Genomic DNA, 16,245 nt, shown 5'->3' with positions numbered 1-16,245 from the left:
CTACCCTTACTCCTCAATTGAAAACCCTTCGGCACGCATTTTGGTTAATACGTCCTGCCAGCGTGAAAGTCGTTTACTGTCACCGACGCGTTTGTTGCTGCCGCTGGCACCGGGCAGCCATAGCCCGCCGCCATTAAAGGCGTACACCGGCACTAAATCATTGCGTTCTGTCGCCGGTTGGATCTTGTCGGTCAGATTATCCAGCACCAGTGGAATCGAGGTGGGCGTGGGATAATAAGTCACCACCATATGCGCCTTATTCAGACGCACGGCTTTAACATAGGTAATACGTAATTTATCCGCCGGGACGCCTAAATGGCGCAGCGTAAAATACTTGGCGAGCGCGTAATCTTCGCAGTCCCCGGCACCTTTACGCAGTGCTTCAATCGGGGTTGCCCAATAATCTTCCTGATTCCAGACGACGATATCATCGCGAAACAGCATATGGTCATTGAAAAATTGGTTCACGCTGCTCAGCAGCGCCTTTTCCTCTTTATTGCGGGAATTGACCAACAGCGTCTGCCATTCATCTATTCGGCGACGAGCATCGGGCGTTGCCGGGCCATAAAGCTGCTCGGTTCGCTGATTAATGGTAATAAAATCCCAGTCAGCACGTAGCGAACCCGCCAGCAGAAACAGCAGACAGCTAATAAAGAAGAGCTTGTAACTGGAGAGTCTGAACCCGAGGAGCCGCACTGAGGTTTCTCTGTTTACCTTGCGAGATAAATGTGGAGAGTGAATTCGATGCAGAATAGCGTACTTTCACAGGCCTCAAAAGCAGTATAGTGGTGAAAATAGTGGTTTGTCATAAACATGTAGATAAAGCATGAGGTAGTGGAATGCATTCAGATGTGATGAATGGCGATAACCTTAATTTAGGGAAACTGGTTTCCGAAATGCGCAATCCGGCAACGATGGCGTTGGATCAGCTCTCTACGCTGGAGATGATGCACGCGTTTAACCAGGAAGATCGGAAAGTGCCTGAAGCCATTGCGCAGGTTTTACCTGCGATTGCCGAAGCGGTCGATCTGGCGACGGCGTCGCTACAGGCGGGTGGGCGGCTGATCTATCTGGGTGCGGGCACCAGTGGCCGTTTAGGTGTACTAGATGCTTCAGAATGTCCGCCAACGTTTGGCGTACCACACGGGTTGGTGATCGGCCTGATTGCCGGTGGGCCGGGCGCGCTGCTGAAGGCTGTGGAAGGCGCGGAAGACGATCCCGCACTCGGTGAAGCGGATTTGAAAGCACTGGATTTAACCGCTGTGGATATGGTGATCGGCCTTGCGGCATCAGGCCGGACGCCGTATGTGATTGGCGCGCTACGCTATGCGCGTGATGTAGGCTGCCGGACGGCGGCGATCTCCTGCAATCCACATTCACCTATCGCGCAGGAGGCGCAGGTGGCGATTTCTCCGGTGGTTGGCCCGGAAGCGTTAACGGGCTCGACGCGGCTGAAATCAGGAACGGCGCAAAAACTCGTTCTGAATATGATTTCTACCGGCGTAATGGTTAAGCTGGGAAAGGTGTACCAGAATTTGATGGTGGATGTGAAGGCAACCAACGTGAAGCTGTTGGATCGCGCTTGCCGCATTGTCGTTGAAGCGACGGGCGCCGAGCGGGAAAGGGCGCGGCAGGCGCTGGTGCAGGCGGATAACGAAGTGAAGCCTGCGATTCTGATGCTTCTGGCGAATATTGATGTCGACGCGGCGCGTGAGCGCCTGAAACAGCACAACGGCTACCTGCGTGAGGCGCTGATTGGCGGATAAGATTATTTTGGTGTCGGTGCTATTTTGAGGTAAATCGGGAGAAACGTTTTGAGTGATAAGCGAGAGCAACGCATTGTTTTTTTTGATCTGGATGGCACGTTGCATCAGCAGGACATGTTTGGCAGCTTTTTGCGTTTTTTACTTCGCCGGCTGCCGTTAAACCTCGTTCTGGTTATCCCGCTATTACCTATTATTGGACTGGGATTGTTGATTCGTGGTCGCGCGGCGCGCTGGCCGATGAGCTGGCTGCTGTGGGCGATTACGTTTGGGCGCTCTGAAGATGAACTGGTTCAACTGGAAAAGCAATTTGTCGGTGCGTTTCGCCATGATGTCATCCCGTTTCCACAGGTTCAGCAGCGGCTGAAAACCTATCTTGAAGACAGCGATGCGCAGGTTTGGCTGGTGACCGGATCGCCGCAGCGGCTGGTGGAACAGGTCTATTATGATTCACCTTTCCTACCCGGCGTTCGCCTGATGGGTAGCCAGATTACACGCCGCTACGGCGGCTGGGTGTTGACGCTGCGTTGTCTGGGGCATGAAAAAGTCGTTCAGATGGAGCAGCGTTTAGGCGCGCCGCTCAAGCTCTACAGCGGTTACAGTGATAGCAAACAGGACAATCCGCTGCTCTATTTCTGCGAACACCGCTGGCGAGTCACCCCCGAAGGTAGCCTGCAACAGCTGGAGTAACGCCTTCAATACGCCATCTAGATAGGTATAATGCGCCGCCAAAATATGAATGTTCGAGAGAGGAAACGTGGTTAGCCTGCCTAACGATGAATACTGGATGCGCTATGCATTAACGCTGGCTCAGCGTGCTCAGGATGAAGGTGAAGTGCCGGTTGGTGCGGTGCTGGTGCTGGATAATGAAGCGATCGGCGAGGGGTGGAACCGGCCGATAGGGCATCACGATCCTACTGCACACGCTGAGATTATGGCGCTACGGCAGGGAGGGCAGGTGTTGCAGAACTATCGCCTGCTGGAGACAACGCTGTATGTCACGCTGGAGCCGTGCATCATGTGTGCGGGTGCGATGATACACAGCCGTATTGGTCGTCTGGTTTACGGCGCGTCAGATGAGAAAACGGGGGCGGCGGGGTCGCTGGTGGATATTCTGCGCCACCCAGGAATGAATCATCAGATTGTGATTGAATCCGGCATTCTGGCTGATGAATGTTCTGCTACGCTCAGCGCCTTCTTTCGCCTGCGCCGTGAGCAACATAAAGCCCGTCGTGCCGCAGTCAAAAACGCCGCGCAGGAGTAGCGGCGTTTTATGCAGGTTTATTCCGGCACCTTATTGATAGGAACGGCAGGGTAGCCTTGTGCGATCTGGGTCTGTTGCTGCGCTTTCGCTTCTTTTTCTATCAGGTAACCTTCCAGACTCACCATATAGCGCCGAATGTTTTCCACGTAGTTATAGGCTTCGTGTCCGCGCGCGTAGCCGTAGGTGGTTTGCGTGTAATAGCGCTTTTGACTTAGCATCGGCAGGCGCATTTTCACATCGACCCAACTGTCGGGGTTACCTTTCTGTTTTTCCGTCAATTTACGCGCGTCAAGCAGATGGGCGTACCCCATATTGTAGGACGCCAGCGCAAACCAGATTTTTTCATCCTCTGGGATGGTGTCCGGCATTTTCTGCATCATGTGTGACATATACTGCGCGCCACCGCGAATACTTTGTTCAGGATCGACGCGATCGGTGACGTTCAGGCTTTCTGCGGTGTTGCGTGTGAGCATCATTAGCCCGCGTACGCCGGTCGGTGACGTCGCCAGCGGGTTCCAGTGTGATTCCTGATAGGAGATGGCGGCCAGCAGCTTCCAGTCGATATCGGTGGCGTATTTTTCAAACAGCGGGCGTAGGTCCGGCAGTGTGTCATCAATTGCACTCAGGAATGTGGTGGTATCGACATAGTCAAATTCGCCCACGTGACCGAGATATTTCTCCTCCAGACGCGCAAGCGTGCCGTCTTCGACAATCTGGCTGAAGAAGTCCAGCAGCGCGGCAGACAGGCTATCATCGTGCGAACGGCGCATATACCAGGTGACGGGTTCTTCGTCGCTGAGATCGAAGGCGACGGCGAGCTGCGGGTGAATGCGTTGCATCAAGCCAATCGTGACCGAATCACCCAGCGTGTAGTCCAGCCTGCCGTCAGCTACCTGCTTCAATAATTCCTGCGTGCTCTGGTCCGAGGCGGATTCCCAGTTCAACTGCGGGTACTTCTCTGCTTTTAGATCGCGTAGGGTTGCCGCGTGCGCGGAACCGGATGTAACGACGAGCCGGCCTTGCAGTTTATCCAGCGTTTTTGGACGGGGCGAGCCGAGGCGATAGACTATTTGCTGTGAAATGGAATAGTAGGTTGGGCCAGCACGGAAGCGTTCCAGACGCTCATGATTATAAATCAGCCCGGCAGCTAGCAGATCGGCGTCATCACCGTCCAGATCGTCAAACAGTTCGTCAAGGTTCTTACGTGACGACACCACCAGCTTGACGCCGAGGTAATCAGCGAAACGTTTTGCCAGTTCATAATCCAGACCTGTCGGGGATCCGTTGCTCAATGCATAAGTCAGCGGTGAATTAACGGTGCTGATACGCAACTCACCGCGTGAGAGGATCTGCCTGAGCTGAGCATCCTGGCTACTGCGCCAGGGAATGCTAGGCCATAGCGCTAACGCCAGCAGTAACGTGATAATCCCGATGAAAAAATAATTTAATTTTAAAGGCTTCAAATAGTTATCTCTCGGCGGCCGTGCGGCCTGTCTGTCTGTAACGGCAGTTTTTTTATACGTCATTTCCCAGAGTGGGGGCATTTTGCTTAACAAACCGCCAGTGTGCAACTTTTATTGATTTGGTCACCGATTAATCATTCTCCGGATACGATATGAAATTATCGCCACGCAAACGGTTTCGTCCGGGGGAAGGATTCTCTATAATGTGCGCGTTTCCCCCCTGTTGTGCCCAATGGCTGTATCGCAGCCAGAGCATCGAAGACGAGAGAACTTTAGATTATGGAAATACTGCGTGGTTCACCTGCTTTATCGGCTTTTCGTATTAATAAATTGCTGGTCCGCTGCAAAGAGCACGTTTTGCCGGTTAGCGATATCTATGCTGAATACGTACATTTCGCCGATGTCAGCGCCCCGCTGAACACCGATGAACAGGCCAAACTGACACGTTTGCTGAAGTATGGTCCTTCTCTCGCGGAGCACGAGCCGCAAGGCCATCTGTTACTGGTCACGCCGCGTCCCGGCACGATTTCACCGTGGTCTTCCAAAGCAACGGATATCGCCCATAACTGTGGATTAAGCAAAGTGCTGCGTCTGGAACGCGGTCTGGCTTTCTATATTCATGCGCCTACGCTGAGCGATGAACAGTGGCAGCAACTGGGGGCATTGCTGCATGATCGGATGATGGAAAGCGTGTTTAGCGACCTGAAACAGGCCGAAGCGCTGTTCTCTCATCATCAGCCTGCACCTTTCAAACGCATCGAAATTCTGCTGCAAGGGCGCCAGGCGCTGGAAGAGGCTAACGTCCGTCTGGGGCTGGCATTAGCGGAAGATGAGATTGATTATCTGCTGGAAGTCTTCACCAAACTGGGGCGCAATCCTAACGATATCGAGCTGTATATGTTCGCACAGGCGAACTCTGAACACTGCCGCCACAAGATTTTTAACGCTGATTGGGTGATCGACGGCGTCGCTCAGCCGAAATCACTGTTCAAAATGATTAAAAACACGTTTGAACATACGCCCGATCACGTTCTCTCCGCCTATAAAGATAACGCCGCCGTCATGGAAGGATCCGCCGTCGGTCGTTTCTACACGGATACCAACGGGCAATATGCTTACCATCAGGAAGATGCACATATCCTGATGAAGGTTGAAACGCATAACCACCCAACCGCGATTTCGCCGTGGCCGGGCGCCGCAACAGGATCCGGTGGTGAAATTCGTGATGAAGGCGCAACAGGCCGCGGCTCCAAGCCGAAAGCGGGTCTGGTGGGTTTCTCCGTCTCGAACCTGCGTATTCCAGGCTTTATTCAGCCGTGGGAAGAAGAAGAGTTTGGCAAGCCTGAGCGTATTGTCAGCGCGCTGGATATTATGACCGAAGGCCCTCTGGGCGGCGCGGCATTCAACAACGAATTCGGTCGTCCTGCACTGACGGGCTATTTCCGTACTTATGAAGAACGCGTCGATAGCCACAATGGCACAGAACTGCGCGGTTACCACAAACCGATCATGCTGGCGGGCGGCATTGGCAACATCCGCGCCGATCACGTCAAGAAAGGGGAAATTAGCGTTGGTGCCAAACTGATTGTTCTGGGCGGGCCGTCCATGAATATCGGTCTGGGCGGTGGTGCTGCTTCCTCTATGGCATCGGGTCAGTCTGATGCAGACCTGGATTTTGCTTCAGTACAGCGCGATAACCCGGAAATGGAGCGCCGCTGTCAGGAAGTGATCGACCGCTGCTGGCAGTTGGGTGAAGCCAACCCGATCCTGTTCATTCACGATGTCGGTGCGGGCGGTTTGTCCAACGCCATGCCGGAGCTGGTGAGCGACGGTGGCCGCGGTGGCCGCTTTGAACTGCGCGATATTCTGAACGATGAGCCGGGCATGAGCCCGCTGGAAGTTTGGTGTAATGAATCGCAGGAGCGCTATGTTCTGGCTGTTGCGCCAGAACAGTTGGCACAGTTTGATGAAATTTGTCGTCGCGAGCGCGCACCTTATGCGGTGATCGGTGAGGCGACGGAAGAACTGCATCTGACGATGAACGATCGTCATTTTAACAACAAGCCTATCGATTTGCCGCTGGATGTGCTGTTGGGTAAAACGCCGAAGATGCTGCGTGACGTTGAGCGTAAGCGGGTTGAAGGTGCACTGTTACAGCGTGACGAAATCTATCTGGCCGAAGCGGTCGAGCGCGTGCTGCATTTGCCTGTGGTGGCAGAAAAGACCTTCCTGATCACCATTGGCGACCGCTCTGTTACCGGCATGGTGGCGCGCGATCAGATGGTTGGCCCGTGGCAGGTGCCGGTGGCTGACTGTGCGGTGACTACCGCCAGCCTGGACAGCTATTACGGTGAGGCAATGTCTATCGGCGAACGTGCCCCCGTGGCGCTACGTAACTTCGCGGCTTCTGCGCGTTTAGCCGTCGGTGAAGCACTGACGAACATTGCTGCTACGCACATTGGCCCACTGACTCGCGTGAAGCTGTCCGCGAACTGGATGGCGGCTGCGGGGCACCCAGGTGAAGATGCCGGGCTGTACGAAGCGGTGAAAGCCGTGGGTGAGGAGCTGTGTCCGGCGCTGGGTCTGACGATCCCGGTCGGTAAAGATTCCATGTCGATGAAAACTCGCTGGCAGGAAGGCAGTGAAGATCGTGCGGTCACCTCGCCGATGTCGCTGGTGATCTCTGCGTTTGCCCGTGTTGAAGACGTGCGTAACACGGTAACGCCACAGCTGCGTACCGGGCAGGATAATGCGCTATTGCTGATCGATCTGGGCGCAGGCAATAAAGCGCTGGGCGCGACGGCGCTGGCACAGGTTTATCGTCAGTTGGGTCGTAAGACGGCTGATGTGCATAGTCCAGAGCAGTTGGCGGGCTTCTTTAACGCTATGCAGCAACTGGTCGCGGACAAAGCGCTTCTGGCTTACCACGACCGTTCAGATGGCGGCTTGCTGGTGACGCTGGCAGAGATGGCTTTTGCTGGCCACTGTGGCATTACCGTCGATATCGCCTCTCAGGGTGAAGATACGCTGGCGACGTTGTTTAACGAAGAGCTTGGCGCCGTCATCCAGATTCCTGCTGCACGTCGTGCTGAAGTGAATGCCGTTCTGGCGCTGCATGGGTTAGCCGACTGTGTGCATTACCTCGGTCACGCTGAGGAAGGAACGCGTTTTACCATCAATAAGGGTGCGGAAGCGGTCTATCAGGAAAGCCGTTCAACGTTGCGCCGCTGGTGGGCAGAAACCAGCTGGCAGATGCAGCGCCTGCGTGATAACCCGCAATGTGCCGATCAGGAACATATCGCCAGACAGGATGATAACGATCCCGGTCTTAATGTGTCGCTGACCTTCGATCCGCAGGAAGATATTGCTGCACCTTATATCGCTAAGAATGTCCGCCCTAAAGTGGCTGTCCTGCGTGAACAGGGTGTGAACTCTCATGTCGAAATGGCGGCGGCATTCCACCGCGCTGGCTTTGATGCGATCGATATCCATATGAGTGACCTGCTGGCGAATCGTCGTAATTTGCAGGATTTCCAGGCGCTGGTTGCTTGCGGCGGCTTCTCTTACGGTGATGTGTTAGGCGCGGGTGAAGGTTGGGCTAAATCCATTCTGTTCAACTCTCGCGTGCGTGATGAATTCGCGGAATTCTTCATACGCCCGCAGACGCTGGCGCTGGGCGTATGTAACGGTTGCCAGATGATGTCCAATCTGCGTGAACTGATTCCGGGTGCCGATCTCTGGCCGCGTTTTGTCCGCAATAAATCTGACCGTTTTGAAGCGCGCTTCAGCTTGGTTGAAGTGGAGAAAAGCCCGTCGCTGTTCATGAACGACATGGCTGGCTCGCGTATGCCGATTGCCGTTTCACACGGTGAAGGGCAGGTTGAAGTCCGTGATGATGCACATTTAGCGGCGATTGAAGAGCACGGCCTGGTGGCGCTGCGTTATATCAATCACTACGGTCAGGTAACCGAAAACTATCCGGCTAACCCGAATGGTTCACCAAACGGTATTACGGCGGTCACCAGCACCAGCGGTCGGGCAACGGTCATGATGCCGCATCCTGAGCGTGTGTTCCGTACCGTTAGCAACTCCTGGCATCCGGAAGAGTGGGGCGAGGATGGTCCGTGGATGCGTATGTTCCGTAATGCACGCAGACAGCTCGGCTGAGTGAGTGTCTGATAGTGAAGGGGCTTCGGCCTAATGCCGATCGTTTAAGGATTAGTTGAACGATCCAGCCGTTGGTGTAAAAAAGGTTCATGACATTCATGGACCTTTTTTTATGCAACTTTCTCAGGCTCTTGGCATTATCAATCTTACTGCGCCGGAACAGATTCACACTCTGGCTGATCTCCTACCCGTTAGCATGATTGAACAGGCATTAACGCTCACTGATACCGTCACGCTGCGCAAGCGAAAACTCCCCCTTGAGTCCATGGTGTGGCTGGTTATTGGCATGGCCGTATTCAATCAGCGCCCTCTTTCCCACATCGTTAATCTCATGGATATCGCTGATCGCTCAGGCACCCCGTTCGTCGCCCCCAGTTCAGTCATACAACGGCGGCAGACGCTCGGTGAGGCTGCTGTCAGAGAACTGTTTGATATCACACAACGACACTGGAACGAACAGGCTCAGCACCCACAATGGCATGGGCTTAACCTCTTTGCCGTCGACGGTGTGGTCTGGCAAACGCAGGATACACCGGAAAATGAGGCGGCCTTCGGCAAGGCCTCCAATCAGCACGGCGACAAGGGTTACCCGCAGGTGAGAATGGCTTGCCTGATGGAACTGAGCAGTCATCTGATAACTGCCAGTGCGTTCGGCCGCTACGATGTCAACGAGATGCGGCTGGCAGCAGAGCTGACCGGAAAAACACCAGATAACAGCATAACCCTGTTCGACAAAGGGTTTTACTCCGTCGGTTTACTGCATCACTGGCGAACAGCAGGGGAAAATCGGCACTGGCTGCTGCCGTTGAAGAAAAATACGCAATACGAAGTGATAAGCAAGCTGGGCAGGCAAGACAGACTGGTACGGATAAAGACATCGCCGCAGGCGCGTAAACAATGGGCGACGCTGCCGGAGAGCATCACAGCGCGGTTGTTAACGAAGACGATAGAAGGAAAAACGCGAGAGGTGCTGACGTCACTGACGGACCCGATGCGTTATCCGGCGGCGGAGGTGAACGCCCTTTACGCTCACCGATGGGAAATCGAGTTGGGATATCGCGAGGCGAAACAAGGCTTGCTGGGTAACAGGTGGCATTTACGGAGCAGACTGCCGGAAATGGTGAGGCAGGAGTTGTGGGGCGTGCTGCTGACGTACAATCTGGTGCGTTATCAGATGGTGAAAATGGCGTTTACGCTGAAAGGAGATTACCTGCCGTATCAGTTGAGCTTCAGCGGCGCCCTGACGGAAATCTGGCGATTACTTATCGGTCTGCCGGGTTCATCACCGGGTGCGATACCAGGACATCTGAAGCATTTTTATGAGCAGGCAATCTATCTGGTATTGCCGTTAAGAAGGGAGCGAAGTTACCCCCGAGAAATCAGGGGAAGACGAGCGAAATATCCGTTAAAAAACAATGCCGGTCACCTTAAGTGACCGGCATTAGGCTTCGGCCCCTTTTTTACGTCTGTTTTCTCCGTTTGTCGTTTTTTTGCGACGTACTGGTTTTTTGTTGTCTCTAATTGGTGACACTTAACTGATTGATTTATAGTGGTAACATGGTATTGTTATAAAGCTGTCTGTTTTTAGCGACATAAATGGCTACTTTCGCGCGTATTTCCGTTATTGCTATCCTGGATAATGATTTTTTTCGACAAGGAATTAGTTAAATATCATTTATAATCATTGTCTTAAATTAAATCATTAATGATTGGCATGATAAGTGCAATATAATTCATGTTGCTCATTCAACTGGTTATGATTGCGTTGCTGACTGGCAAATATTTTCGCTCATAACATCTGGAATGATGCCAAAAGAAAGGGTGCCTATCGTCCACCAGACCGATAACCGGGCGTGAAAACGAACGTTATCAAGCATCGGGCGACACGTTGAGTGAGGCACCGCCTATTCAGTTATGCGGCCAGAGGGAGCGATTCTTCTGGCCGCGTGACGTTTTACCTCCCGTCACCTCTAGAATCCAATCCCTCTGATTGCTTTTTACTGCGCTACTTTTTCACGACGTTACATTGGCATTCATACCGTATTGCGAAGCGTTGCGCATGTCACAAGGGAAAACGTTGAACTTTTATAAGACTCGGTTAGCATCAATGCGGATTCGATAGGTAACGAGATGATTTCTTTGAAACGATGGCGTTTATTCCCGCGTTCCCTGCGGCAATTGGTAATTATGGCGTTTTTGTTGGTGCTGCTGCCGTTGTTGGTACTGGCCTATCAGGCTTACCAAAGCCTGAACATGCTGAGCGAACAGGCTGCCGATATCAACCGGACAACGCTGGCGGATGCTCGCCGCAGTGAGGCGATGACCAGCGTGGCGCTGGCAATGGAGCGTAGCTACCGACAGTACTGCGTATTGGACGATCAAACGCTGGCAACGCTCTACCAGAATCAGCGTAAACAGTATTCGCAAATGCTGGACTCTCATGCGCAGGTGCTGCCCGATCCCCGCTATTACCAGACGTTGCGTCAGCTTCTTACTCAGCTTAGCGAAATACGCTGTCATAACAGCGGTCCGGAACAAACCGCATCGAGTCTGCTAGAGGGATTCTCTCGCGCCAACGGACAGATGGTGCAGGTGACGCGTGACGTTGTTTTCTCTCGCGGGCAACAGCTCCAGCAGGCTATTTCCGAACGTGGCCAGTTCTTTGGTTGGCAGGCGCTGATCTTATTTCTGGTCAGCGTGATGCTGGTGGTTCTCTTTACCCGGATGATTATCGGTCCGGTTAATGGCGTAGAGCGGATGATTAACCGCCTTGGTGAAGGCCGATCGCTGGGGAACACCAGCACCTTCAAAGGCCCGCGTGAGATTCGGACGCTGGCGCAGCGCATTATCTGGCTGAGTGAACGTCTGTCCTGGCTGGAGTCGCAGCGACATGAATTCTTACGCCATATTTCCCATGAACTTAAAACGCCGCTGGCGAGCCTGCGGGAAGGCACTGAACTGCTGGCTGATGAGGTGGTGGGCCCATTGACTGCCGATCAAAAAGAGGTTGTCGCTATCCTCGATAGCAGCAGTCGCCATTTGTTACAACTGATCGACCAACTGCTGGATTATAACCGTAAGCTGGCGGATACGCCGACCGAACTGGAACGGGTTGAAATTGAAGAGATCGTCGATATTGTCGTGTCGTCCCACAGTCTGCCTGCCCGCGCCAAAATGATTCATACCGATGTGGCGCTGACTGTTGGGCACTGCTGGGCGGAGACGACCCTGCTGATGCGAGTGATTGATAATCTCTATTCCAATGCGGTGCACTACGGTAAGGAATCCGGTAACATTTGGATTTATAGCCGTCAAATTGGCAATCGCATTCAGATTGATGTCGCCAACAATGGTACGCCTATTCCTGAGGCAGAACGGAGCATGATTTTTGAGCCTTTTTATCAGGGAAGCCATCAGCGCCGTGGTGCGGTTAAAGGAAGCGGGTTGGGGCTAAGTATCGCGCGTGATTGCATTCGTCGTATGCGTGGTGAATTGAGCCTGATTACCGTGGATTATGCTGATGTGTGTTTCCGCATTGAGCTACCCTTATTGCCCGATAACGAATAGTCCGATAATGAATAAAGTCTGAGAATGAATAGATAATGAATGCATGGGTTATGAAGGGATGGCTTACGAATAGCGTATTTTCCCGTCTTTTGAAGGCGGCGCTTATGTCGTCGCCACTCGTTTTGGCAGCGTGTAATAGCCATGTGAATCATGGTTCGGCGCTGCTGGAAATAGAAGCTACTCCGCCGAAAGAGCAGGTTGCGGATTTCCGTATCGCGCAATGCGAGCACCTGTGGCAGATAGACGATCGTGAATCCATGAATAACGCCCTTTATTGGTTACGGGCGATGGATTGTGCCGGGCGTTTGACGCAATTCCAGGCTCGCGAGGAAGCCGGGCTGGTTGCGGGGGATAGTTGGGATCGCGTGTTTAAGCAGGGCATTCTGCTGGATAATGCCGGTATTACTCAGGCCGAGCGACGTCAGGTGTTGGAGCAGATCAATTTATACCGTCTGGCTTTTCCTGCGGCGCTGCGCCCGCTGATGCAAACCTGGCGTGACAGGCAAACGCTATTTCTGGCGCTGTCGGATGAGCGCCTGCGCTATAAGCGTTTACAGGAGTCCAGCGACAAGCAGTTAGATGCCCTGCGCGTTCAGCAAAGTCACCTGCAATACCAGTTAGAAACGACCACGCAGAAACTGGAAAATCTGACGGATATTGAACGTCAGCTGTCGTCGCGTAAGCAACTGTCGGGAGAAATGCCGGATAACGATACCGATCGCCGTGGCGGGGCGGGGGCGAATAGAGACGGTTCACGTAATTCGGCAGTGAAATCCAGAAGTGAGCCAGTGGATGCGGATGACACCTATACGCCGCCGATGGAATCGCATACGGATAAACCGACGACGAAGAAGGAGTCAGCAAGACAATGACAGCCCGAAAAACGGCGAATTTATTGCTCGTGGATGATGACCCCAGTCTGCTGAAGCTATTAGGCATGCGCCTGACCAGCGAAGGATTTAGCGTGATGACGGCGGAGAGCGGCCAAGAGGCGCTGCGGCTGTTAACGCGCGAGACGTTCGATCTGGTGATCAGCGATCTCCGCATGGACGAGATGGATGGCATGGCGCTGTTTTCTGAAATTCAGCGCTATCAGCCGGGGATGCCGGTGATTATTTTAACGGCTCACGGTTCGATTCCCGACGCCGTTGCTGCCACGCAGCAGGGGGTATTCAGCTTCCTGACGAAGCCGGTAGACCGTGATGCGCTTTATAAAGCGATAGACGAAGCGCTGGCGCTGTCCGCGCCAGCGGGTGATGAAGGCTGGCGCGAAACTATCGTGACGCGCAGCCCCATTATGCTGCGCCTGCTGGAACAGGCTAGAATGGTCGCACAGTCGGATGTCAGCGTGTTGATTAATGGCCAGAGCGGAACCGGGAAAGAGGTGCTGGCTCAGGCCATTCATGCGGCCAGCCCGCGTGCGAAGAAAGCGTTTATTGCCATTAACTGTGGTGCGCTGCCGGAACCACTCCTGGAATCTGAGTTGTTCGGTCATGCAAAAGGCGCTTTTACCGGTGCGGTGAGCAGCCGTGAGGGGCTTTTTCAGGCGGCGGAAGGTGGTACGCTGTTTTTAGATGAAATCGGCGATATGCCGCTGTCTCTACAAGTTAAACTGCTACGCGTGCTGCAGGAGCGAAAAGTCCGTCCGCTGGGGAGCAACCGCGATCTGGATATCGACGTGCGGATTATTTCCGCTACGCACCGAGACTTGCCGAAGGCGATGGCGAAAAATGAATTCCGCGAAGATCTGTATTATCGACTCAACGTGGTGAATATGAAGTTGCCCGCGCTGCATGAACGTGCCGAAGATATTCCTCTGCTGGCAAATCATCTGCTGCGTGAATCCGCCAATCGCCACAAGCCTTTTGTGCGCACTTTCTCAACCGACGCGATGAAGCGCTTGATGACGGCAAGCTGGCCGGGTAACGTGCGTCAACTGGTGAATGTCATTGAACAGTGTGTGGCACTGACCAGCGCTCCGGTCATCAGTGACGCGCTGGTTGAACAGGCGCTGGAAGGTGAAAACACGGCGTTGCCAACGTTTGTTGAAGCACGCCATCAGTTTGAACTGAACTATCTGCGAAAATTATTACAGATGGCAAAAGGCAACGTGACACAGGCTGCGCGAATGGCTGGGCGTAACCGAACAGAATTTTATAAACTGTTGGGTCGCCATGAACTGGATGCCAACGATTTTAAAGACTAGCGTTGAGATAGCTGGCAGCACGCTTGCAGCGTGATGCGAGGTGGGGTAATCCTAAATAATTCGAGTCGCGTAAAGGCGGCAACCGTCCGAATCCTCAAAAGCTTACATCAGTGACAGAGGTGAGTAAGCGCAGTCAACGCATAAGCTGCTTGAAGTATGACGGATATGGATTGTCTGCCTGAGTTCTGACATGCTGTTTATTTGCTGATGCTCGGCTTTGGCCGCAACATAGATAACACAAAGGTTCCTCCATGAAGAAAATTGATGCGATTATTAAGCCGTTCAAACTGGACGATGTGCGTGAAGCGTTAGCTGAAGTGGGCATCACAGGGATGACGGTAACAGAAGTGAAAGGCTTTGGTCGTCAGAAAGGTCACACAGAGTTGTATCGTGGCGCAGAATACATGGTCGATTTTCTGCCAAAAGTAAAAATCGAAATTGTTGTGGCGGATGATATTGTCGATACCTGCGTGGAAACCATCACACAGACTGCGCAGACAGGTAAAATCGGCGACGGTAAAATCTTTGTCTTTGACGTGGCACGCGTTGTCCGTATTCGTACCGGCGAAGAGGACGAGGAAGCGATTTAATCTCTCGCCTCGCGTTGTTCGGTTCCAGAAGCCAGCCTGATGAGGGCTGGCTTCGTCACATTGATTTCTACTCTAACGTCTACTTCCCTTTAGGTGCGGTAGGAACCCAGCCTGCCAACACTTTGCTTGCGGTGTATTCTGCGGCTTCCGCGTCGCTTAACTGACGGCGCAGAGCGTTTTTCTCTGCTCCTTTACCACTGGATTTATACTCGAAAAAGCGTGAGTCCTGCGGATAGAACCAGATTGTTTCACCTTGTTTATCTTTACCGGACATTTTGTCCCAGCCATAGATGTGGTCGTCCATGCTGGTGTTCAGGAAGACGGTTTGGCCAATCGCGTTAGGATCGGCATAGCGACCATCGTCAAAGGTGGTCGTTGGGTGCCACGGGCGGCCCAGACCATAGCTTTTCGCCGGAACGTCTTTCTCTTTGGTCACCCGACTATTGGTAATGACCAATCCATATTTTTGCTTAATGTCGGTGCTTGGTGCGGTGAGATAGCCAAGCGGCTGATCTTTCACATCGGTGCGGTTACGCGCGACGATGTCACAGTCGTCAAACAGCGCAGTGCCGTTGCCAAAGATGAAATCAACGGTACCGCTGATCCGACATTGTGAGAAGAAGCTACGTCCGCCCTTCACATACAACGTGTCTTGGTAGCCGACCAAACTGACATCATGGAACCATGCACGATCGCTATTTTCGGCAACCAGCAGCGCAACGGCCTGTGAGTCTTTTAGTTTAGTCGGGTCGTCACTGGCTTTAGCCTGATTGGCGGGGTAATCAAAATCATTGCGGATGGTCAGCGAACGGGCACTGAAGTCAGGCGCATCGACTTTCACCGTGTTGCTGCCGTAAGTCCCCCATTTGCTGCCATCGGGTTTGAGCATTCCGGCTGCGGTGGTCGCGGTGATCACGGTGCCGTTACGGCTTTCGCCCTTTAAATGAATGTTGGGGCGCGTAATTGTGAGGCGTTCGTGGTATACGCCATTTTTGACATAGATAACAAACGGGGAGCTGTCTGCCGGGGCGCTGGCAATGGCTTCAGTAATGGTTTTGTAGGCCTTGGCGTCCGTTGCATTGGCGGAAACCAGCGCATTATAGTCGGCTGCCTGTGCTAATGCCCAGGGGGAAGAAATTAACATGGCTAAGGTCAGCGTCTTGCAGAGGTGTGGGGTGTTTATCATGTCCAGAGTCCTGTAATCGGTAAAGGAAAGAGGAAGGTC

Annotated in this window: 12 protein-coding genes; 9 read left to right on the top strand and 3 right to left on the bottom strand. The window is 53.2% G+C overall.

What is annotated here, in order from left to right; genetic code table 11:
* Positions 1 to 6 precede the first annotated feature (6 nt).
* On the bottom strand, positions 7 to 696 hold the full coding sequence (lapG, locus tag LCF41_RS16010; protein ID WP_225085439.1) for a cysteine protease LapG: 690 nt from the start codon (positions 694 to 696) through the stop codon (positions 7 to 9).
* 143 nt (positions 697 to 839) lie between these two features.
* Here lapG and murQ point away from each other — a divergent pair, with 143 nt between their 5' ends.
* From murQ to tadA, 3 genes are read left to right on the top strand one after another with little or no spacing between them, the layout of a single operon-like run.
* Positions 840 to 1,766, top strand: coding sequence for an N-acetylmuramic acid 6-phosphate etherase (gene murQ / locus LCF41_RS16005; RefSeq protein WP_225085438.1), 927 nt, complete (start codon positions 840 to 842; stop codon positions 1,764 to 1,766).
* Positions 1,767 to 1,814: 48 nt separating this feature from the next.
* Positions 1,815 to 2,453 (top strand): phosphatidylglycerophosphatase C, encoded by a 639-nt coding sequence (yfhb, locus tag LCF41_RS16000; protein ID WP_225085437.1) that lies wholly within the window; start codon positions 1,815 to 1,817, stop codon positions 2,451 to 2,453.
* Positions 2,454 to 2,502: 49 nt separating this feature from the next.
* Positions 2,503 to 3,027, top strand: a complete 525-nt coding sequence (gene tadA / locus LCF41_RS15995; protein ID WP_039508033.1) for a tRNA adenosine(34) deaminase TadA — start codon at positions 2,503 to 2,505, stop codon at positions 3,025 to 3,027.
* A 17-nt stretch (positions 3,028 to 3,044) separates the two neighbouring features.
* Here tadA and mltF read toward each other — a convergent pair whose 3' ends face one another.
* Entirely contained in the window at positions 3,045 to 4,553 is a 1,509-nt protein-coding gene (mltF, locus tag LCF41_RS15990) for a membrane-bound lytic murein transglycosylase MltF (RefSeq protein WP_225085436.1), read from the bottom strand.
* Between the two features lie 216 nt (positions 4,554 to 4,769).
* On the opposite strand from mltF, the gene purL reads away from it, so the two are divergent.
* The 6 genes from purL (at position 4,770) to glnB (ending at position 15,020) form a co-directional block, all read left to right on the top strand.
* Positions 4,770 to 8,657: a phosphoribosylformylglycinamidine synthase gene (gene purL / locus LCF41_RS15985; RefSeq protein ID WP_225085435.1), complete on the top strand. Its 3,888-nt coding sequence runs from the start codon at positions 4,770 to 4,772 to the stop codon at positions 8,655 to 8,657.
* A gap of 112 nt (positions 8,658 to 8,769) precedes the next feature.
* Entirely contained in the window at positions 8,770 to 10,092 is a 1,323-nt protein-coding gene (locus LCF41_RS15980) for an IS4 family transposase (RefSeq protein WP_225084889.1), read from the top strand.
* A 695-nt stretch (positions 10,093 to 10,787) separates the two neighbouring features.
* Positions 10,788 to 12,224, top strand: a complete 1,437-nt coding sequence (locus LCF41_RS15975; RefSeq protein WP_225085434.1) for a sensor histidine kinase — start codon at positions 10,788 to 10,790, stop codon at positions 12,222 to 12,224.
* Between the two features lie 35 nt (positions 12,225 to 12,259).
* Positions 12,260 to 13,096: a two-component system QseEF-associated lipoprotein QseG gene (gene qseG / locus LCF41_RS15970; RefSeq protein ID WP_225085433.1), complete on the top strand. Its 837-nt coding sequence runs from the start codon at positions 12,260 to 12,262 to the stop codon at positions 13,094 to 13,096.
* Complete coding sequence (gene glrR, locus LCF41_RS15965; RefSeq protein WP_225085432.1) at positions 13,093 to 14,430, top strand: two-component system response regulator GlrR; 1,338 nt, start codon at positions 13,093 to 13,095, stop codon at positions 14,428 to 14,430. The genes qseG and glrR overlap by 4 nt, the downstream gene beginning before the upstream one ends.
* 251 nt (positions 14,431 to 14,681) lie before the next feature.
* The gene (gene glnB, locus LCF41_RS15960; protein WP_015841221.1) at positions 14,682 to 15,020 is read left to right on the top strand and encodes a nitrogen regulatory protein P-II; all 339 of its coding nucleotides are present in this window, start codon (positions 14,682 to 14,684) and stop codon (positions 15,018 to 15,020) included.
* 79 nt (positions 15,021 to 15,099) lie between these two features.
* Here glnB and pemA read toward each other — a convergent pair whose 3' ends face one another.
* Positions 15,100 to 16,206 carry a pectinesterase PemA gene (pemA, locus tag LCF41_RS15955; protein ID WP_431191542.1) on the bottom strand — a complete coding sequence of 369 codons (1,107 nt, stop codon included), beginning with the start codon at positions 16,204 to 16,206 and terminating at the stop codon, positions 15,100 to 15,102.
* Positions 16,207 to 16,245: the final 39 nt, after the last annotated feature.

This window comes from Pectobacterium colocasium (genome assembly GCF_020181655.1).
GTDB lineage: Bacteria > Pseudomonadota > Gammaproteobacteria > Enterobacterales > Enterobacteriaceae > Pectobacterium > Pectobacterium colocasium.
This window is presented reverse-complemented; position numbering and strand designations above follow the sequence as displayed.

Bases quoted from the DNA above. Each gene is read 5' to 3' on its own strand.
- pemA (WP_431191542.1), bottom strand. From the start codon at position 16,206: ATGATAAACACCCCACACCTCTGCAAGACGCTGACCTTAGCCATGTTA.
- tadA (WP_039508033.1), top strand. From the start codon at position 2,503: ATGTTCGAGAGAGGAAACGTGGTTAGCCTGCCTAACGATGAATACTGG.
- glnB (WP_015841221.1), top strand. From the start codon at position 14,682: ATGAAGAAAATTGATGCGATTATTAAGCCGTTCAAACTGGACGATGTG.
- murQ (WP_225085438.1), top strand. From the start codon at position 840: ATGCATTCAGATGTGATGAATGGCGATAACCTTAATTTAGGGAAACTG.
- glrR (WP_225085432.1), top strand. From the start codon at position 13,093: ATGACAGCCCGAAAAACGGCGAATTTATTGCTCGTGGATGATGACCCC.
- mltF (WP_225085436.1), bottom strand. From the start codon at position 4,553: ATGACGTATAAAAAAACTGCCGTTACAGACAGACAGGCCGCACGGCCG.
- LCF41_RS15980 (WP_225084889.1), top strand. From the start codon at position 8,770: ATGCAACTTTCTCAGGCTCTTGGCATTATCAATCTTACTGCGCCGGAA.
- qseG (WP_225085433.1), top strand. From the start codon at position 12,260: ATGAATGCATGGGTTATGAAGGGATGGCTTACGAATAGCGTATTTTCC.
- LCF41_RS15975 (WP_225085434.1), top strand. From the start codon at position 10,788: ATGATTTCTTTGAAACGATGGCGTTTATTCCCGCGTTCCCTGCGGCAA.
- purL (WP_225085435.1), top strand. From the start codon at position 4,770: ATGGAAATACTGCGTGGTTCACCTGCTTTATCGGCTTTTCGTATTAAT.